General features: G+C 65.3%; 15 protein-coding genes. 10 read left to right on the forward strand and 5 right to left on the reverse strand.

The annotated features are described in order from the left end of the window. Window positions 1-136: 136 nt before the first annotated feature. From LPJ38_RS16015 to msrA, 4 genes are all read left to right on the forward strand, one after another. Window positions 137-2,851, forward strand: a complete 2,715-nt coding sequence (locus LPJ38_RS16015; protein ID WP_231088642.1) for an ATP-binding protein — start codon at window positions 137-139, stop codon at window positions 2,849-2,851. A gap of 129 nt (window positions 2,852-2,980) precedes the next feature. Beyond that, window positions 2,981-5,302 (forward strand): molybdopterin guanine dinucleotide-containing S/N-oxide reductase, encoded by a 2,322-nt coding sequence (locus tag LPJ38_RS16020; protein WP_145642651.1) that lies wholly within the window; start codon window positions 2,981-2,983, stop codon window positions 5,300-5,302. Between the two features lie 115 nt (window positions 5,303-5,417). Further along, the gene (locus tag LPJ38_RS16025) at window positions 5,418-5,840 is read left to right on the forward strand and encodes an OsmC family protein (RefSeq protein WP_008562279.1); all 423 of its coding nucleotides are present in this window, start codon (window positions 5,418-5,420) and stop codon (window positions 5,838-5,840) included. Window positions 5,841-5,994: 154 nt separating this feature from the next. Then, window positions 5,995-6,510, forward strand: coding sequence for a peptide-methionine (S)-S-oxide reductase MsrA (gene msrA, locus LPJ38_RS16030; RefSeq protein WP_145642652.1), 516 nt, complete (start codon window positions 5,995-5,997; stop codon window positions 6,508-6,510). 150 nt (window positions 6,511-6,660) lie between these two features. Here msrA and LPJ38_RS16035 read toward each other — a convergent pair whose 3' ends face one another. The 3 genes from LPJ38_RS16035 to pdxH form a co-directional block, all read right to left on the reverse strand. Beyond that, a complete protein-coding gene (locus tag LPJ38_RS16035) occupies window positions 6,661-7,821 on the reverse strand; it encodes an MFS transporter (RefSeq protein ID WP_167520794.1) in 1,161 nt (386 codons plus the stop codon). A 1,150-nt stretch (window positions 7,822-8,971) separates the two neighbouring features. Next, window positions 8,972-9,724: an SDR family NAD(P)-dependent oxidoreductase gene (locus LPJ38_RS16040; RefSeq protein WP_145643227.1), complete on the reverse strand. Its 753-nt coding sequence runs from the start codon at window positions 9,722-9,724 to the stop codon at window positions 8,972-8,974. Window positions 9,725-9,750: 26 nt separating this feature from the next. Then, window positions 9,751-10,392: a pyridoxamine 5'-phosphate oxidase gene (pdxH, locus tag LPJ38_RS16045; RefSeq protein WP_145643221.1), complete on the reverse strand. Its 642-nt coding sequence runs from the start codon at window positions 10,390-10,392 to the stop codon at window positions 9,751-9,753. A gap of 119 nt (window positions 10,393-10,511) precedes the next feature. Between pdxH and LPJ38_RS16050 the strand changes: the two genes are divergently transcribed. The 3 genes from LPJ38_RS16050 (at window position 10,512) to LPJ38_RS16060 (ending at window position 13,650) form a co-directional block, all read left to right on the forward strand. Then, window positions 10,512-10,913, forward strand: coding sequence for an RT0821/Lpp0805 family surface protein (locus tag LPJ38_RS16050; RefSeq protein WP_347339050.1), 402 nt, complete (start codon window positions 10,512-10,514; stop codon window positions 10,911-10,913). 188 nt (window positions 10,914-11,101) lie between these two features. Then, window positions 11,102-12,067: a DnaJ C-terminal domain-containing protein gene (locus LPJ38_RS16055; RefSeq protein WP_145643225.1), complete on the forward strand. Its 966-nt coding sequence runs from the start codon at window positions 11,102-11,104 to the stop codon at window positions 12,065-12,067. Between the two features lie 236 nt (window positions 12,068-12,303). Next, on the forward strand, window positions 12,304-13,650 hold the full coding sequence (locus tag LPJ38_RS16060) for an IS5-like element ISBj5_B family transposase (protein WP_011084757.1): 1,347 nt from the start codon (window positions 12,304-12,306) through the stop codon (window positions 13,648-13,650). Between the two features lie 270 nt (window positions 13,651-13,920). On the opposite strand, the gene LPJ38_RS16065 is transcribed toward LPJ38_RS16060, so the two are convergent. Together LPJ38_RS16065 and LPJ38_RS16070 are read right to left on the reverse strand one after the other, a co-directional pair. Beyond that, a complete protein-coding gene (locus LPJ38_RS16065) occupies window positions 13,921-14,691 on the reverse strand; it encodes an anti-sigma factor family protein (protein WP_145642352.1) in 771 nt (256 codons plus the stop codon). Between the two features lie 103 nt (window positions 14,692-14,794). Then, window positions 14,795-15,283, reverse strand: a complete 489-nt coding sequence (locus LPJ38_RS16070) for a sigma-70 family RNA polymerase sigma factor (RefSeq protein WP_008551322.1) — start codon at window positions 15,281-15,283, stop codon at window positions 14,795-14,797. A 170-nt stretch (window positions 15,284-15,453) separates the two neighbouring features. On the opposite strand from LPJ38_RS16070, the gene fabI reads away from it, so the two are divergent. From fabI to aroC, 3 genes are all read left to right on the forward strand, one after another. Next, the gene (gene fabI / locus LPJ38_RS16075; RefSeq protein WP_145642350.1) at window positions 15,454-16,269 is read left to right on the forward strand and encodes an enoyl-ACP reductase FabI; all 816 of its coding nucleotides are present in this window, start codon (window positions 15,454-15,456) and stop codon (window positions 16,267-16,269) included. Window positions 16,270-16,281: 12 nt separating this feature from the next. After that, window positions 16,282-16,881: a histidine phosphatase family protein gene (locus tag LPJ38_RS16080; RefSeq protein ID WP_145642347.1), complete on the forward strand. Its 600-nt coding sequence runs from the start codon at window positions 16,282-16,284 to the stop codon at window positions 16,879-16,881. Between the two features lie 181 nt (window positions 16,882-17,062). Continuing rightward, a complete protein-coding gene (gene aroC, locus LPJ38_RS16085) occupies window positions 17,063-18,151 on the forward strand; it encodes a chorismate synthase (protein ID WP_145642343.1) in 1,089 nt (362 codons plus the stop codon). The last annotated feature ends 103 nt before the right edge of the window (window positions 18,152-18,254 follow it).

Consider the following 18,254-nt stretch of genomic DNA (forward strand, 5'->3'; position numbering starts at 1 on the left):
GCAACGAGACTCACGCCGACAGGAACTCACGTTCTCCTTCGGCCCGTTCAAGCTGATTCCCGGCCGCCAGCTGCTCCTCCTCGACGGGCGTCCCGTCAAATTGGGCGGACGTGCGTTCGAGCTCTTGCAGCTGCTGGTGCAGCGTCGCGGTGAACTGGTCAGCAAGAAGGAGCTGATGGCGGCCGCCTGGCCGGGGACCTTCCTCCACGACAGCAATCTCAAGGTCAATATGTGGAGCTTGCGCCGTTCGCTGGGCGATACCCAGATCGAGCCGGTGTACATCGCGACCGTGCCGCGCCGAGGGTACAAGTTCATTGCGAACGTGCAGACCAGCATCGGCGAGGTCGAGAACGATCTCGCCGAGCCGGTGCCCGTATCCAGACCGCCATCTTTGCGGGGGATCGTCGGGCGCGAGGCGGAAATTGCCGACATTTCCGAAGTGTTGACGAACACAAGGCATGTCACCCTGGCCGGCCCAGGCGGGGTCGGCAAGACGACAGTCGCCCTTGCGGCGGCCCGGGTGTTCGCTCCACGATGCCGCGACGGCATGTGCTTCGTCGATCTCGCGACGATTTCAGATCCGATGCTGTTCGGCGCGGCGCTGGTGACGGCGCTGGGCATCAGGGGCAATCCGGACAACAGCCTGGCTGCGGTCCTCGATTATCTGAGACCGCGGCAGATGCTGCTCGTTCTGGACAATTGCGAGCATGTGCTGCCTGCGGCCACGATCTTTGCCGGCAAGCTCATGGCGGACACCTCACCGTCCAGGCTGCTTGCAACGAGTCGCGAACCGCTTGGCACCGTCGCCGAACATGTCGTGCGGCTTGGATCGCTGCCCTCGCCGCGGCCCGGTCTTGCTCTGACGCTCGATCAGGCCCTCGGATTTCCCGCGGTCCAGCTGTTCGTCCGTCGCGCCTCCGAATGGTCGGATTACCAGTTCGTCGATGGCGATTGCGAGGCCGTCGCCTCGATCTGCCATTCGCTCGACGGCCTTCCGCTCGCCATTGAGCTGGCGGCAGCCCAGATCGGCACATTCAGTCCGCGCCAGTTGGTAGCGCTGCTCGATCAAAAGCTAGGTTTTCGCGCGCCCGGCACCGAGGGCGCATCGCCGCGCCACGAAACGCTCATGGCGGCGATCGACTGGAGCTTCAAGCTCCTGCCGCACAAGGAGGCCACGCTGTTTAGCCTGCTGTCGGTGTTCAGTGACGCGTTCGAGGCGGAGGATGCCGCATTCGTCGCCGAGGCGTCAGGGCTTTCCCCAGTCGACGTCGCCGCGGGCCTCGGCAGCCTCGTCACGAAATCGCTATTGGGCGCGCAGGCAAAAGGGCCAAGCCTGCGCTATCGGATGCTCGACAGCACACGTCGCTATGCAGCCGAGCGGCGCCAGGCCGATCCAGCCTGCGGGCAAGCACTGCGTCGTCATGCGCAGCGTGTCCTGGCCTTGTTCGAACAGTCTGAAGACGAGTGGAACTGGCGCGAGCCGGCCGATTGGACGCAACGCTATCTCGGCCGCATCGCGGATTTGAGGGCTGCTCTGTCGTGGGCGTTTGGCGAAGAGGGAGACCCCGTCCTCGGCATCAGGCTGAACGTTGCCGGGATCACGCTCTGGTCCGAGACTTCGATCCTGTCCGAAGCTCAGGCGCGGTGGGGGTCCGCGCTCGCTCTGGCCAAATCCATCGCATGTGACGATTTGCTGAGAGCCAAGCTTGCTTGTGCACTGGGATGGAGCCTGTTCTATGCCCGCAAGCTGCCGAACGAGGCCGAGGTCGTCTGGCTCGACGCTATTCTCTTTGCAAGGCGCGCTACCAATATCGAGTATCAACAGCGTGCGCTGGTTGGGTTCGCCTTCTACTTGTTGCAGATCGGCCATGTCCCGCGCGCCATCACCTATCTCGAGGAAGCCACGGGGCTGGGCGACCGCGACCGCGATTTGACCGCGACGTCCGGAGCCGACCGGGCGCTGGCCTGGGCTCGCGCCTTCGCCGGCGAACTGAGCAAGAGCCGCCCGGCTCTCGATCGGCTCGCCGCGACCCATTCGCTTGCCGAGGGTCGTTCGCGCAAGGATGCCAACGAAGTCTATCGCTTTATCACAGTCCGCTTCAATCTGCCCTTCGTCGCGTGGATGCAAGGCCAGGCCGACCATGCGGCGAAACTCGCCCGCGCCGCTGTCGATGCCGCCGATCGCAGCGGTCAATGGGTGTCGCAATCGAATGCGCTCGGGCTTGCCGCACTTCCCGTCTCGCTCGAGACCGGAAATCTGGCTGCGCTCGAGAGCTATGCCGAGCGGCTGCGTCGCAATCTGGAGCGCGAGCGCATCTCGCGCTGGGTTCCGGTCGAACGCTATTTCTCCGCCTGCCTTCGCGATCTGCGCGGCGACAGGCGCGCGGTCGAGGATATCAAAGCCGCGATCGATGAGCTGATCGAATGCCGCTTCGTGATGCGGATCGGCAGCTATCTCGCCGTCCTCGCCCGCGCTCTTCTGCGACAAGGGCGGATCGAGGAAGCGCGCGAGGCCATGGCACGGGCCATCGACCACCAGGAACGTCAGGGTGAACGCTGGTGCCGCTCGGAGCTTCAGCGGGTCGATGCGTCGATCCTGCTTCACGAAGGTGAGCCGCTGCGCGCTGAAAAGCGGCTCCAACAGGCGCTCGTAGAAGCGCGCGCGATAGGAGCGAAGACCTTCGAGTTGCGGATCGCCACCGATCTTGCCGCGCATTGGATCGCGACCGGTCGCAGCTCCAAGGCCATCCGGTTGCTCGCGCCGATCTACCAAGAGTTCACCGAGGGCTTCGCGACCCAGGACCTCGTTGCTGCCTCACGCCTGCTGCAGCCGTTGCGGGCCAGCGGCTAGGCATTCGTTCCAGCGGAACATCCGGCAGATCGTAGCGCACGGGAGCCCGGCGTTTGGGTCGGCCCTGATCCCATGACATCGGGACGTGGATCGGTATACTGCCACCACGACCGGAACAAGGATCAGACGATGGACGATACGATTGGCTTTCCCGACCCCGGCCTCGACCTGTCCGACGGCTTCAAGCCGCACACCTCGCATTGGGGCGTGTTTTCGGCACGCAACGGCAAGGCCGGACTCGAGGTGAGGGCCTATGCGGGCGATCCCGATCCGAACGGCATCATTGACAATTTCCCCGGCGCATTGCGTCACCAGGCCCGCATTGCCCAGCCGGCGATCCGCCGCGGCTGGCTCGAGCGCGGTCCGGGTCCCGACGATCGCCGTGGCCGTGACGAATTCGTCTCCGTCAGCTGGGACAAGGCGCTCGACCTGCTCGGCGACGAGCTGATCCGCATCCGCGACACGCGCGGCCCCGGTGCCGTCTTCGGCGGCTCCTATGGCTGGTCGAGCGCGGGCCGTTTCCATCACGCCCAGAGCCAGGTGCATCGCTTTCTCAATATCGCGATGGGCGGCTATGTGCGTTCGGTTAACACCTATTCCTCAGGCGCGTCCTCGGTGCTGCTGCCCCAGATCCTCTGCGGATACGAGGACATCACCAAGCGCAACGTCACCTGGGAGCAGATCGCCGCGGACACCGAGATCGTGCTGGCGTTTGGCGGCATGGCGCTGAAGAACTCGATGGTGGCCGGCGGCTCGATCAGCAAGCATGTCGAGCGCGGCGCCATGGCAGCGGCGCGTAAGCGCGGCTGCGAGTTCGTTCTGGTCAGTCCCCTGCGCGACGATCTGCCGGTCGAAGCCGGGGCCGAATGGATGAGTTGCATACCCGGCACCGATACCGCGCTGATGCTCGGCATCGTCCACACGCTGGTCGCTGAGAACCTGCACGATCAGGCCTTCCTCGATCGCTACACGGAGGGTTGGCCCGTCTTCCTGCGCTATCTCACCGGGGACAGCGACGGGCAACCCAAGCACGCCGAATGGGCCGCCGCAATCTCGGGCGTCGACGCCAACACGATCCGCAAGCTCGCCCGCCGCGCCGCCGGAAAGCGCGCGCTGATCACCGTCTCGCATTCGCTGCAGCGCGCCGAGCATGGCGAGCAGCCGGTGTGGATGGGCCTGGTGCTGGCGGCAGCGCTCGGCCAGATCGGGCTGTCCGGCGGCGGCTATGCCTATTCGCTCGGGGCGATCGGCTATTACGGCCGGCGCGTCAACGACGTGCCGGGGCCGACGCTGGGGCAGGGCCGCAATGGCGTTGCCGATTTCATTCCGGTGGCGCGCATCGCCGACATGCTGCTGGGTCCCGGCAGCACCTATCGCTACAACGGCGAAACGCGCACCTATCCGGATATCCGCCTCGTCTACTGGGCCGGCGGCAATCCCTTCCATCATCATCAGGACATCAACCGCCTGCGCAAGGCGTTTGCAAAGGTCGACACGCTGGTCGTGCACGAGCTCGGCTGGACCGCGACGGCCAGGCACGCCGATATCGTGCTGCCCGCGACCATGACGCTGGAGCGTGAGGACATCGGCTATTCCACCAACGATCCCCTGATGGTCGCGATGCACCGGATCGCCGAGCCGTTCGGGCTTGCACGCGACGACTACGATGTCTTCGCCGATCTCGCCGAACGCCTCGGTGCGCGCGAGCCGTTCACCGAAGGCCGCACCTCAGGGCAGTGGCTTGAATATCTGTACGAGCCGACGCGCGTCTCGCTCGCCAAGCGCGGCCTGGAAGCGCCCAGCTTCGACGAGTTCTGGCAGCGCGGCAGTCTCGTCGTGCCGCAGCAGCCCGATGATGGCGGCCGGTTGCGGCGTTTCCGCGAAGATCCGGTCAATCATGCCCTGCCGACGCCGAGTGGCCGCATCGAGATTTTCTCGGCGAAGATCGCAGGGCATGGTGACGCGGATTGCCCGGGCCATCCGGTCTGGCTGGAGAAGACGGACATGCCGAAGCCGGGAGCGCCGTGCTTCCTCGTCGCCAACCAGCCGGTGACGCGTCTGCACAGCCAGCTCGATTTCGGCGGGCATTCGCTCGGCTCGAAGCATCGCGGCCGCGAGGTCGCGCGCATGAATCCGCGCGATGCGGACGCGCGCGGCATCACGGACGGCGACATCATCCGCCTGTTCAACGATCGCGGCGCCTGCCTTGCCGCCGTCCACGTCACCGACGGCATCGCGGCCGGCGTCGTGCAGCTTCCGACCGGCGCCTGGTATGACCCCATGGACCCCGAGGACGACGCGCCGCTCTGCGTTCACGGCAATCCGAACGTGCTCACCCGCGACATCGGCACCTCGTCCTTTGCACAGGGGTGCACGGGGCAGTTGACGTCGGTCGAGGTCGAGAAGTTCACCGGTAATCTCCCGCCGATCCGGGCGTTCGATCCGGTGTAGCGGCAAGGGTTGCTCTTCGGCGTTCCGCGGTTGCAAAAGCTTGCTGCGCGGTCACGCCGATGTCGCCTTTCAACGGTACGAGCGCGGGGGCCCAAATCGAACCAGGAGAACCAGGATGATCCGCAAGGCAACAGCAGTATGGAAGGGGACCGGTCGTGACGGCACGGGCCAGCTCTCCAGCGAATCCGGTGTGCTCGCGCACACGCCCTATTCGTTCAAAACCCGCTTCGAGAACGAGAAGGGGACCAATCCGGAGGAGCTGATCGCCGCGGCCCATGCCGGCTGTTTTACGATGGCGTTGGCCTTCGGCCTTCAGATGGCGGGTTTTACGCCGGAGGAGCTCTCGACGGAGGCCGCCGTCACGCTCGAGCCGGAAGGCAAGGGCTTCAAGATCAGCAAGTCGGCGCTCACCTTGCGCGCGAAAGTGCCGAATCTCGATGATGCGGGCTTCGCGAAGATCGCCGGCGAGGCCGAGAAGAACTGTCCGGTGTCGAAGGTGCTCAACGCCGCCATCACGCTCGACGCCAAGCTGGGCTAGCGGCGAGCTCTCGTGTCCATCCGGTTCTGAGAGGCGGAAGCGGCCGAAGCTTGGGCTCGCGAGAGGAGCCGGATGGACAAAGACCTGTCTTTCGGCCGGGCACCCGAAGGCATATATTCTCAGAACGGACGGAGCGATCAACAGGGAGCGTCAGATGACGACAGAGCGCGCAGTTTTGGCCGGAGGCTGCTTCTGGGGCATGCAGGATCTGATCCGCAAGCAGCCCGGTGTGATCTCTACCCGCGTCGGCTACACCGGCGGGCATGTGAAGAACGCCACTTATCGCAACCACGAAGGGCACGCCGAAGCCATCGAGATCATCTTCAATCCCGCCAAGACGAGCTTCCGGACCATGCTGGAGTTCTTCTTCCAGATCCATGATCCGACCACACTCAACCGTCAGGGCAACGATCTCGGCACGAGCTATCGTTCGGCGATCTTCTACACGAGTGATCAGCAGAAGCGGATCGCCGAAGACACCATCGCCGACGTCGAAGCGTCTGGTCTGTGGCCCGGCAAGGTGGTGACCGAAGTCGCGCCTGCAACAGAGTTCTGGGAAGCCGAGCCCGAGCATCAGGATTATCTCGAACGCTATCCTGCCGGATACACCTGTCACTTCATCCGGCCCGACTGGAAGCTGCCGCGCCGGGCAGTTGCTGCCGAAGGCTAGGCCGAGCCGTCGTGCGGTCAATGCGCGCGGCAGCCCGGCCATGTGCAATTAGGTCGTGGGCAACGCGGATGTCGGCGATGCCCATCGCCTCACGCGAGCGCGCGTGACGACGCCGGCGATCAATCGGGGCTCAGCGATCCGTGAGTTCTCTCAGGCTTCGACGCGCGATGTCCGGGCCTGCTCCCGCGAGACGATGCCCGCCGTCAGCGTAACGAGACCCATCAGCGCCGCCAGCAGCCAGAACGCCGTCGGCAGCCCGCTGACGCGCGCCACGAAGCCGACGCCGGCGGGGCCGATCAGGATCCCGGCATAGCCGGCGGTCGTGATCGCCGCGACCGCCAGCCCCGTGGGCATGGCGGTCTGCTTGGCCGCCCCACGGAACAGCACCGGCACGAGGTTCGATGCGCCGAGGCCGATGAGCAGGAAGCCGGCCATCGCGACCGCCGCAATTGGAGCCGTGAGGAGGACCACGAAGCCTGCGATGGCGATCAGGCTTCCCCAAAACAGCGTCGTGCGGTCGCCGATGCGCGCGACGACGGCATCGCCGCCGAGCCGCCCGATCGTCATCGCGATCGAGAACACGATATAGCCGGCGCCGCCTTGCGCCTCGGAGACGAGGCCTGCGCCGATGACCAGCAGGGCGCCCCAATCGAGCATCGCGCCTTCGACGAGAAAGGTGATGGCGCCGAGCAGCGCGAGCAGCAGCACCGATCCATGCGGCAGCACGAACAGCGGCCCCTCCTGTGCCTGCGCCGCACGGAGCAGTCGGGGAGAGGTCACCAGCATCGCGATCAGCATCAGGACGGAGCAGATCAGGGTGCAGGTGAGCGCGCCAAGCTGCAGCGAGAGCAGCGCCGTCATCAACGCGGATCCGGCGAAGCCGCCGATGCTGAACAGAGCGTGGAAGCCGGACATCAGCGGACGAGCCGCGGCGCGCTCGACCTCCACGGCATGAATGTTCATCGCGACGTCGATCGAGCCGAGCGCAGCACCGAATGCAAACAACGCAAGCGCCAGCGTTGCGGGCGAGCTCGCGATCGCGAGCAACGGCAGGACGACGGCGAGACCGAACCCGCCCGCGAGGATGATCGGCCTGCTGCCATAGCGCGCGCTCAGCACGCCGGTTAGAAGCATGGCGAGGACCGATCCGATGCCGAGGCTGAGAAGCAGCAGTCCGAGGATACCGTCGTCGACGCCGAGGCGCGACTTCGCGAACGGCACCAGCGGCGCCCAGCATGCGATGCCGAAGCCCGCGACGAGGAAGGCGAGCCGGGTCGCAAGGCGCGTTGCCGGCCGGTCGGCAGAAAGCATGGGAACTCCAGGGATCAGGCAGGGGTGGGATGCTTTCAGAAGCCCCGGAAATGCCGCGCCTTTATGTCCGCGGCTGCCCGAATCGTCGCAGCAGGCATCTCGATGCGGAATGGCTGCCGCGGGGCAAAACACCCGACCCATTTGCGCCGTCTGGGTGTCAAGCCCCGAAGCGAGAAATATTCCACTTTACCGAAATTCGGAATTGACGTATGTGTCGTCCATCCCGGCTCACCCTTGAAGGGCGGTCATGTTGTCGTGTGATCGCAGAGCCGGGCTTGCGGTGGACGCAGCAGCGTCGTGCGCGAAAGCCAGGGGCAGGGCGGATTGCTCTCCGTGAGCCCTGAGGCATCGCGCGGACGAGCGGCGCTGTCAGGTTCGTCGCGTCATATTCCGGTGGCAAGGTGCACAACGCCGCCGGACCCTGTGGCGCCAACGAACCGTGCGTACGGCAAAACCGTGTGGTCCTGGCCGTCGTTGCTACGGTCAAGCCCTTGCGGAGGCGGCATCTGCGCCAACCGGCGCAGGGCCGGTGAATTCCGTGAGGGTGAGGGAGGCCAGAAGGAACTCGGCTCCCGGGAGAGCACGGCATAAGCCGTCCGACCATCGCGCAGGGAAGGCCGTGTGTTGGGCTTCACCTGTATGCTGCTGTGCGGTTCTTCCTGCGTGTGCTTTTCGCGCAGCGGACCGCGGGTGCCGCCGGCACCCGGCCTTCCCTGCACCCTCTTGGCTTTAGAGGGTGGAGCGATCAAGCAAAGCTCGGGCGAAATGCGCCGCGAGGCTGTGAAGGCGTGTCTGCAGCCACACACTCGGTGTCATCGTCCGGCTTGACCGGACGATCCAGTACTCCGAGATAGTTATTGTTGAGCCGAGAGCCGCGCCGTACTGGATTCCCCGCTGGAGCCTGTCATCGGGCTCGCCGAAGGCGAGACCCGGTGGCGGGGAATGACAGCGGAGGTTAGAGAGCCAGCTATCGCCACATACTCCGTCATTGCGAGGAGCGAAGCGACGAAGCAATCCAGAATCCCTCCACGGAAAGACTCTGGATTGCTTCGTCGCAAGGGCTCCTCGCAATGACGCGTCGAGGCAGCGCGCCGCTCATCCACTCGCGTGCGCCGGACGCAGCGCACTGCCGCCAGCAATGCGAAGCGGATCAAACGTGCTGGCCGCCGTTGATGTGGATCTCGGCGCCGTTGACGTAGGAAGAGGTGTCCGTGCACAGCACGTAGATGATCTTGGCGACCTCGTCGGGCGTGCCGAGCCGGTGCATCGGAATCTGCTGGTCGACGATCTTCTCGGTGCCCGGGGACAGGATCGATGTGTCGATCTCGCCCGGTGCGATCGCGTTGACGCGCACGCCGACGCGGCCGAAATCCGACGCCATCTCGCGCGTCAGGGAGGCCAGCGCGGCTTTCGACGTGGCGTAGGCGGCGCCGGCGAAGGGATGCACGCGCGAGCCCGCGATCGAGGTGACGTTCACCACCGATCCCTTGGCCGCCTTCAACTCCTCGATCAGCCCGCGCGCGATCATGATCGGCGCAAAGAAGTTGACGTGGAAGACATGCGTCCAGGTTTCGAGATCAGTGTCGACCGAGCCGAGCCGGGAGCCGCCCGGGCCCTTGGGCGAGATCGCGGCGTTGTTGACGAGGGCATGCAGCATGCCGCCTTCGAGGCGGTCGCGGATGTCGGTGATCGCACGCGCGGTGTCCTTGGGATCGCCGAGGTCGACCTGGATGTGATCCTCGGGCCCGGCATCCCATGGGCAGTCCTCCGGGAAAGGATGCCGCGAGCAGGTGATGACGCGCCAACCGGCAGATGAGAACCGGATCACGGTGGCATGGCCGATGCCGCGGCTGGCGCCCGTCAGAAGGAGCGTGCGTCGCGGAGCGTTGGTCGAATGCGGCATGGACATCTTTCAAATCGGCCCAAAGCTTAGGGGTACATCCGCGTCTTGGACCACGGTTGGCCGGCCGCGTCACGGCGAAATTCGATGCGGTCGTGCAGGCGGAATGGGCGGTCATGCCAGAACTCGATGCGGATCGGCGCGATGCGCCAGCCGCTCCAGCCCGGCGGTCGCGGCACCTCTCCGATGACATATCTGGCCGCGACCTTTGCGATCGCCTGCTCGAACGCGAAGCGGCTCTCCAACGCCTCGGATTGCTTGCTCGCCCAGGCGCCGATCTGCGCCTGCTTCGGTCGGGTGGCGAAATAGGCGTCGGCCTCGGCGTCCGTCACCGGCGTCACGTTGCCGCGGATGCGGACCTGACGGCGCAGCGACTTCCAGTGAAAAAGTAACGCTGCCTTAGGATTTGCGGCGAGTTCGCGGCCCTTCTGGCTCGCGATGTGGCTGTAGAAGACGAAACCCTCGGTGTCGAAGCCCTTCATCAGCACCATGCGCACGTCTGGCAGGCCGTCCGGATCGACGGTGGCGAGCGCCATCGCGTTCGGATCGTTCGGCTCGCTCTTGATCGCCTCGTTCAGCCAGGACTCGAACAACGCAAATGGCTCGTCGGCGGCGGTGAAATCACCGGATGTTAAGGGTGTCTGGTGTTTCATTGAGGTCGTGTCGGTCATGTCCGGAGTCCGAGTTGCGTCCCGCGGCCCAAAACGCGTTGCTGTCCGCTACCGCCCTATATAGGGCATGGGGACGCGTTGGCCTATCGGCGATCCGGCCGTCCGGCTTCGTCGTGACGATGATCCTGATCGGGCTTGGTGCCGGCGGCTGCAGCTTTTCGCGCAACGACGGCAGCGCCTATGCCAAGGCCGAGGACAACGACCTGACCGGCTCGATCGCGCGGCCGGCAAAGGACGCCCCGCCGACCGAGACGGATCTCGCCTTCACCCGCAACGCCGCCTCCGACGTCCTCAGCAAGGGCGACAAGGATTCCAGCCAGCACTGGGAGAACCCGGAGACCGGCGCGCGGGGCTCCGTGACGCCGATCGCACAGTCCTATGCCGCCGAGGACGGCCGCAAATGCCGCGACTTCCTGGCCAGCTACGTCAACGGCAATACCGAAAGCTGGCTCCAGGGCGCCGGCTGCCAAAGCGGCCGTGGCCGTTGGGAGATTCATACGCTAAAGCCGTGGCGGAGCTGAGCATGATCCGGACCCGGAGGGCCGCGTTCGCGAAAAGTGGGAACCGGTTTTCCGATAAGATCATGCTAGAATCATAAGGCGTCGGCGTGCGCCCCTAGTTGCAAAAATGCCACTCTCTCCCCACATGATCCGCAGGTGGGGCGGGGAGCCCTTTTGAACAATTCGATATCTTGAAGGAGACGTGACGGATGCGCGACCCCTATGAGGTCTTGGGGGTGCCGCGGAGCGCCAACGCTGCCGCCATCAAGAGCGCCTATCGCAAGCTTGCCAAGAAGCACCATCCCGACAGCAACAAGGGTGACCCGAAGGCTGCCGAGCGCTTTGCCGAGATCAACTCGGCCAACGAGATCCTCGGCGACGAGGACAAGCGCAAGCAGTTCGACCGCGGCGAGATCGATGCCGAGGGCAAGCCGCGCTTCCAGGGCTTTCCGGGTGGCGGCGGTTCGCGCGGCCGCGCGGGTGCCGGCGGGTTCGAGAACTATACGTTCCGCAGCGGCGGTACCGGTGGCGGTCCGGGCGGCGGCGCGTTCGAGGACATCCTCAACAGCATGTTCGGCGGCGGGATGCGTGGCGCGCGGCCGGGAGCCGGCGGCGGCGCCCAGTTCGACTTCGACACCGGCGGGATCGGGCTCGATCTCGACGTCAACGTCGCCATGTCGGTGTCGCTGGAAGAGGCGGTCAATGGCGGCGAGAAGCGCGTCCGGCTGCCCACGGGCAAGGAGCTGAACGTCAAGATCCCCGCCGGCGTCACCGAAGGCCAGACGATCAGGCTGCGGGGGCAGGGCGAGAGCGCGCAGGGCCATCCGCCCGGCGATCTCCTCATCACCATCAACATCGCGCCCCATCCCCACTTCAAGGTCGAAGGCGCCGATTTGCGGATCGACCTGCCGGTCACGCTTTACGAGGCGGTGCTCGGGGCCAAGGTCCGGGTGCCCACGCTCGGCAATGCCGTGGAGCTCTCGGTCCCGAAAAACACGTCCAGCGGCCGGACCTTTCGCCTGAAGGGCAAGGGGCTGCCGAAAGCCGGCGGAGCCGGGGACCTCTTCGTCGTCATCAGGATTATGCTACCGGACGGGAACGATGCCGAGCTTGAGGCATTGATGGAAAAGTGGCGGGATCAGCACCCCTACAATCCGCGTAGTGGTGTTGGTTAGGCGTGATCCAACTGAAGGGGTTCTCCCAAGAGGTCTAGAGCATCGTCCGGCAGATGATGCTCATCATGTCGTCCGTGAAGAAGGACTAAGCCACTGATCGGGAATCTCGATTTGGGCTAAGGGGCATTTCCAGATTGCAAGGTTTTGATGCTTTGGGCGTCAGAACCTTGCGATTTGGTTTTCGTGGATTCCCTCGAAGCGGGAAGCATGATTCCTTGTCTGCATCGGAGGGAACGATGCGGCCGAAGAAGCACAAGACGACGGGATCGAACGATCTGTTCCGGGCTCGGCTCGACCAGATCATCAATATGAAGCACGAGCTGGTTCTGCTCGCCGGCAAGGTCGATTGGGACTGGATCGACGGCGAGATCGCGCCGCTCTACAGCGAGAACGGCAGGCCCGGGATCGAGACGCGCTTCATGATCGGTCTGCTGTTGCTCAAGCACATTTACGGGCTGTCCGATGAGGAGGTGTGCGAGCGCTGGGTCCATGACCCATACTTCCAGTTCTTCACCGGGGAAGAGTTCTTTCAGCACACGTTCCCGCACGAGCGCTCGGACCTGAGCCATTGGCGCAAGCGGCTTGGCGACAAGCTGGAGTTGCTGCTGGCCGAGAGCTTGCGGGTAGCGCACGAGGCCGGTGCATTACGCAGCCAGGACCTCAAGCGGGTTACGGTCGACACCACGGTGCAGCCGAAGGCCATCACCTTTCCGACCGATGCCAAGCTGCTGCATGCGGCCATCAAGGGGCTCAACCGCCTGGCGATCAGGCACGGCGTCAGGCTGCGGCAATCCTATGCTCGCATCGCCAAGGCCGCCGCGATGATGGCCGGCCGCTACGCCCATGCCAAACAGTTCAGGCGGCATCAGCGGCAGTTGCGTATCCTGCGTAGCCGGCTGGGCCGGATCATCCGCGACATCCGCCGCAAGATCGAAGGCCAGCCAGCACTGGAGCAGGCGTTCGCCCTCCCGCTCGGCCGGGCCACGCAGATCCGCTCGCAGCAGCAGCGCCAGCGCGGCTGGAAGCTCTATTCCTTCCATGCCCCGGAAGTGGAGTGCATCGGCAAGGGCAAGGCCAGCGCGCCTTACGAGTTCGGCGTGAAGGCCTCCATCGTCACCAACAACCGCCGGGCTCCCGGTGGCCTGTTCGTGCTGCACGCCAGCGCACTGCCCGACAACCCCTACGACGGTCACACCTTGCGGGACGTCATTGACCGCACCGAGACACTCACCGGCTGTCCGATCGAGCGGGCCTATGTCGACAAGGGATACCGCGGCCACGACGCACAAAATCCCCGTCGCGTCTTCATCTCCGGCCAGAAGCGCGGCGTTTTCGGTGTCATCAAGCGCGAGCTGCGCCGCCGCTCCGCCATCGAGCCCATCATCGGACACCTGAAGGCGGAAGGCCACCTCGGGCGCTGCTACCTCAAAGGCCGCGCCGGCGATGCCGCCAACGTCGTCCTCTCAGCCGTCGGACACAACTTCCGCCGCATCCTCGCCTGGCTGAGATATCTCTTGTGCCTGTTCCTGGCCCAGCTATGGCGCACGCTCGCCCGGCCAGCCTCGATCAATCCGGCTTCTTAACGGACGACATCATATGCCAGAGGCGTGGTCGCGCGTCTCGGCTGATATGCTCGACGTGTCGGCTGTCCGGCGGGGCAGGCGATAAATGGGTGCGGCCTCGAGAGGGGGACCAGCGCGGTACCAAAAACCCCAATCGAGGCCGCCCGCGTCGATCGGCGGATCGAACGCTGCTCATTTTCGCGTGATCATCCGGTGCGATAATGAGACGCGTCGATGTCCTGATTCCAAATTTTCAATGTCGGAATCGAGGCACCGCATTCATGCGGTTGCTCAGGTGCCGTTTTTCTCTGCCTGGTCGTAGACCGCCTGCGCCACCTTGGTCAGCCGATCGCGGTCGCCGCCGCCGCTGACAACGTAGCCGACACCGCGCTCGGCCCAGAACAGCGCGCCGTCCTTGTCCGTTTTGGCATAGCGCATCTGCGTCGCCCCGCTCTCGGTCTTGGTCGCGTAGATCGTGTACCGCTCGCCCGAGGCGCCCTCATACATCAGGAACGAGGCCGGACCGTTCGGCCCGGGCAGAAGCCGGCCGCCGACGAGCTTCAACCCGCTCGCCTCCAGGTTCGGCGCGAACACGGTCCAGCCGCAGCGCCGGGTTAGCCAGGCCTGGAGGTGGTCGCGCTCGTTGCCGCCGACCTCGACGGGGTGGCGGACCTCGACGACGTAGAGGCGGTGGGCGTCGAGCGCGTCCGCGGTCAAGCTCTGGAAGGTCGAGGGCGCGTTGGCGGCGCCATGCGCGACCCAGCCGACGGTGCCGCCGGCGACGAAAGCAACCAGCACGGCCGCGGCGGCACCGTAGAGCCACTGACGCGGGCGGCGCTCCAGCCGCTCGAGCTCCAGCCGGGCCGGCACCGGCTCCTGGACGACGGAATCGTAACGGGCGTGCAGCATCTCGGCCATGGCGCGCCAGGACTGCACACGTTCGGCTTCATCGGGATTGGCGGCGAGAAAAGCCTCGACATCGGCGCGACGTTCGGCCGGCAGCTCGCCGTCGACATAGGCGTGCAGCTCGTCTTCGGTGATGGGAATGTTGCGGTCGTTCATATCGGTCGTCTCTGGCCTTGCCGTCCAAAATGTCCTTCGTCACTCGATGTCGCCCGCTCCATCGGCACGCGGGCGGACGATACGCGATGCATCGACCCCGCCATCATTTCACCCGCCTGAGCGCCGGGCGCTCGCCCTCCAGCGACGCCTTGACGTGGGCGCGGGCGCGCGCCAGGCGTGACATCACGGTGCCGATCGGCACGCCCTGGATGTCGGCGACCTCGCGATAGCTCATGCCCTCCAGCATCACCAGCAGCAGCACCGACCGCTGCTCCTCGACGAGGGTGGCCAGCGCCTTCTCGATGTCGCGGCCTTCGGCCTCGGTCCCGCTGGCGTCCGGATTGTTGTCCGTCAGCGGCATGAATTGCGGCCGCCTCGCCAACGAGCGCCGCCTGTTCTTGTTGAGGTTGGTCAGGATCGTATAGAGCCAGCTCCTGACGTCGCCTCCGAGGAACAGGCGCTCCGAGCGCAGCGCGCGCACCAACGTATCCTGCACCAGATCGTCGGCCGCATCCGCGTCGCGCGTGAGCGCGCGAGCGTAGCGGCGCAACGCCGGGATCATGGCTTCCACACTCTGGCGAAACGCATTCATTGCGGTCGTGACGTCCGGGTGTTCGGGGCAAGCGCCTCAACGATCATAACACCCGAATGGAACGGCTATTCCGGCGCTCGAAACAGCGTTAACGCCGCGTATTAGGACTGTACCGCAGGGGAGGGCTGGTGTACCTCCAGACCTCAACCCGCTCGATGGGACATCGAAAAATGGCGCAGAATTCAGGTCTGATGCACGGCAAGCGAGGCGTGATCCTCGGCGTTGCCAACAACCGCTCGATCGCCTGGGGCATCGCCAAGGCATGCCACGCGGCCGGCGCCGAACTCGCCTTCACCTATCAGGGCGATGCGCTCAAGAAGCGCGTCGAGCCGCTCGCCGCGGAGATCGGCGGGCTCGTGCTCGGCCATTGCGATGTCACGGACGCTGCATCCATCGATGCCGCCTTCGCGGTGCTGAAGGAGAAGTGGGGCAAGATCGACTTCCTGGTGCACGCGATCGCCTACGGCGAGCAGCTCGACGGCCGCTATGTCGACACCACGCAGGAGAATTTCTCCAAGTCGATGCTGATCTCCTGCTATTCGTTCACCGCGGTGGCGCAGCGCGCCGAGAAGTTGATGACCGATGGCGGCTCGCTCATCACGCTCAGCTATTACGGCGCCGAGAAGTGGATGCCGCATTACAACGTGATGGGTGTGGCCAAGGCCGCGCTGGAGGCCAGCGTGCGCTATCTCGCCGCCGATCTCGGCGAGAAGAACATCCGCGTCAACGCGATCTCGGCAGGTCCGATCAAGACGCTCGCCGCGTCCGGCATCGGCGATTTCCGTTACATCCTGAAATGGAACGAGGCCAACGCGCCGATGCGGCGCAACGTCTCGACCGAGGACGTCGGCGGCAGCGCGCTGTATTTCCTCTCCGATCTGTCGCGCGGCGTGACCGGCGAGGTGCACCACGTCGATTCCGGCTATCACGTGCTCGGCATGAAGCGCCCGGACTCGCCTGATATCTCGTTCGGCGGGAAGGACTAGCCTTTAGCTCGAATGTCCGTGCCCACGATCTACTTCCTTCGCCATGGCGAGACCGAGTGGAACGCGCTCGGACGGCTCCAGGGCACCCAGGACGTCCCCCTGAACGCAAAGGGCCGCGGCCAGGCGGTGCACGCGGCTGATGTTCTCGCCGATCTGTTCAGGCGCGAGGGCAAGGACAAGGCGGCGTTGCCATACGTGGCGAGCCCGCTCGGGCGAGCGCGCCAGACCATGGAACTCGTGCGCGGCAAGCTCGAACTGCCGCCTGCCGACTATTCGCTCGACGACCGCCTGCGGGAGATCGGCTATGGCACCTGGGAAGGGCTGACACTGGCCGAAAGCGAGGCCTCCGATCCCGATGTCTATGCAAGCCGCCTCGCCGACAAATGGACGGTCGCGCCGGCCGGCGGCGAGACCTATGCCGCCGTGCAGCTGCGGATGCTCGATTGGTACGAGTCGCTCCTGGTCGACACCGTCGCGGTCGCCCATGGCGGCACCTGCCGGGCCCTGATGGTGGCTTTGGGCATCGAGACCCCCGCCAGCGCGGCTGAGCTCTATATCGAGCAGGGCGCCGTCTACGTGTTTCGGGATGGGGGCCTGGAGAAGTTCAGTTAACGGTGGGCCACGCTCTCCGCCGTCATGCCCGGGCTTGACCCGGGCATCCACGGACCGACTTGGTTGCGGCACCCAAGAACGTGGATGGCCGGGACAGGCCCGGCCATGACGAACTCCGCAGGCATTTGACCCTCCATCGAGAGCGCGTTACCACTCGCCGGAACCTCACCAGCGAGCAACGATGTCCTTCAACACCTTCGGCCACATGTTCCGCGTCACCACCTTCGGCGAGAGCCATGGGGTGGCGATCGGATGCGTGGTCGACGGCTGTCCGCCGATGATTCCACTCACCGAGGCCGACATCCAGCGGGACCTCGACCGCCGCCGGCCCGGGCAGTCGCGCTTCACCACCCAGCGCCAGGAGCCGGATCAGGTGAAGATCCTGTCCGGCGTGATGGCGCATCCGGAGACCGGCGTGCAGGTGACGACGGGCACTCCGATCGGGCTCTTGATCGAGAACACCGACCAGCGCTCGAAGGACTATTCGGAGATCAAGGACAAGTTTCGCCCCGGCCACGCCGACTTCACCTATGAGGCGAAGTACGGCTTGCGCGACTATCGCGGCGGCGGGCGTTCTTCTGCGCGCGAGACCGCGATGCGCGTTGCCGCCGGCGCAATCGCGCGCAAGGTGCTGCCCGAGGTGAAGGTGCGCGGCGCGCTGGTGCAGATCGGCCCGCACAAGATCGACCGCGCGAAGTGGGACTGGGACGAGATCGCGAAAAACCCGTTCTTCTGCCCCGACAAGGACAAGGCCGCGTTTTTCGAAACCTATCTCGACGCCATCCGCAAGAGCGGCTCCTCGATCGGTGCGGTGATCGAAGTTGTCGCCGAGGGCGTGCCGGCGGGCCTGGGCGCGCCGATCTACGCCAAGCTGGATTCCGATCTCGCGGGCGCGATGATGACCATCAACGCGGTGAAGGGCGTCGAGATTGGCGCCGGTTTTGGCGCGGCCGAATTGACCGGCGAAGAGAACGCCGACGAGATGCGCACCGGCAATGACGGCACGCGCTTCCTGTCCAACCATGCCGGCGGCGTGCTGGGCGGTATCTCTACCGGACAGCCGGTGGTGGTGCGCTTTGCTGTGAAGCCGACCTCGTCGATCCTGCAGCCGCGGCTCACCGTCGATCGCAACGGCGCTGATACCGAGATATTCACCAAGGGTCGCCACGACCCCTGCGTCGGCATCCGTGCCGTCCCCGTCGGCGAGGCCATGATGGCCTGCGTGCTCGCCGACCACTTTTTGCGCGACCGCGGGCAGGTGGGGCGGTAGCGCATGATCCGGAAAGGTGTGAAGCGGTTTTCCGAAAAGGCATGCGCCAGATATAATGCCGCGGTACTAGCCCACCGTGCAGCTTGACGGCCCCGCAACTTCG

It is taken from the genome of Bradyrhizobium daqingense (genome assembly GCF_021044685.1).
GTDB lineage: Bacteria > Pseudomonadota > Alphaproteobacteria > Rhizobiales > Xanthobacteraceae > Bradyrhizobium > Bradyrhizobium daqingense.

Excerpts from the sequence above, each read along its gene's own strand:
- LPJ38_RS16040 (WP_145643227.1), bottom strand. The coding sequence starts at position 9,724 with ATGCCGCATTCGACCAACGCTCCGCGACGCACGCTCCTTCTGACGGGC.
- LPJ38_RS16020 (WP_145642651.1), top strand. The coding sequence starts at position 2,981 with ATGGACGATACGATTGGCTTTCCCGACCCCGGCCTCGACCTGTCCGAC.
- LPJ38_RS16050 (WP_347339050.1), top strand. The coding sequence starts at position 10,512 with ATGATCCTGATCGGGCTTGGTGCCGGCGGCTGCAGCTTTTCGCGCAAC.
- msrA (WP_145642652.1), top strand. The coding sequence starts at position 5,995 with ATGACGACAGAGCGCGCAGTTTTGGCCGGAGGCTGCTTCTGGGGCATG.
- LPJ38_RS16035 (WP_167520794.1), bottom strand. The coding sequence starts at position 7,821 with ATGCTTTCTGCCGACCGGCCGGCAACGCGCCTTGCGACCCGGCTCGCC.
- LPJ38_RS16055 (WP_145643225.1), top strand. The coding sequence starts at position 11,102 with ATGCGCGACCCCTATGAGGTCTTGGGGGTGCCGCGGAGCGCCAACGCT.
- LPJ38_RS16065 (WP_145642352.1), bottom strand. The coding sequence starts at position 14,691 with ATGAACGACCGCAACATTCCCATCACCGAAGACGAGCTGCACGCCTAT.
- LPJ38_RS16080 (WP_145642347.1), top strand. The coding sequence starts at position 16,282 with ATGTCCGTGCCCACGATCTACTTCCTTCGCCATGGCGAGACCGAGTGG.
- LPJ38_RS16070 (WP_008551322.1), bottom strand. The coding sequence starts at position 15,283 with ATGAATGCGTTTCGCCAGAGTGTGGAAGCCATGATCCCGGCGTTGCGC.
- LPJ38_RS16025 (WP_008562279.1), top strand. The coding sequence starts at position 5,418 with ATGATCCGCAAGGCAACAGCAGTATGGAAGGGGACCGGTCGTGACGGC.
- fabI (WP_145642350.1), top strand. The coding sequence starts at position 15,454 with ATGGCGCAGAATTCAGGTCTGATGCACGGCAAGCGAGGCGTGATCCTC.
- LPJ38_RS16060 (WP_011084757.1), top strand. The coding sequence starts at position 12,304 with ATGCGGCCGAAGAAGCACAAGACGACGGGATCGAACGATCTGTTCCGG.
- aroC (WP_145642343.1), top strand. The coding sequence starts at position 17,063 with ATGTCCTTCAACACCTTCGGCCACATGTTCCGCGTCACCACCTTCGGC.
- pdxH (WP_145643221.1), bottom strand. The coding sequence starts at position 10,392 with ATGACCGACACGACCTCAATGAAACACCAGACACCCTTAACATCCGGT.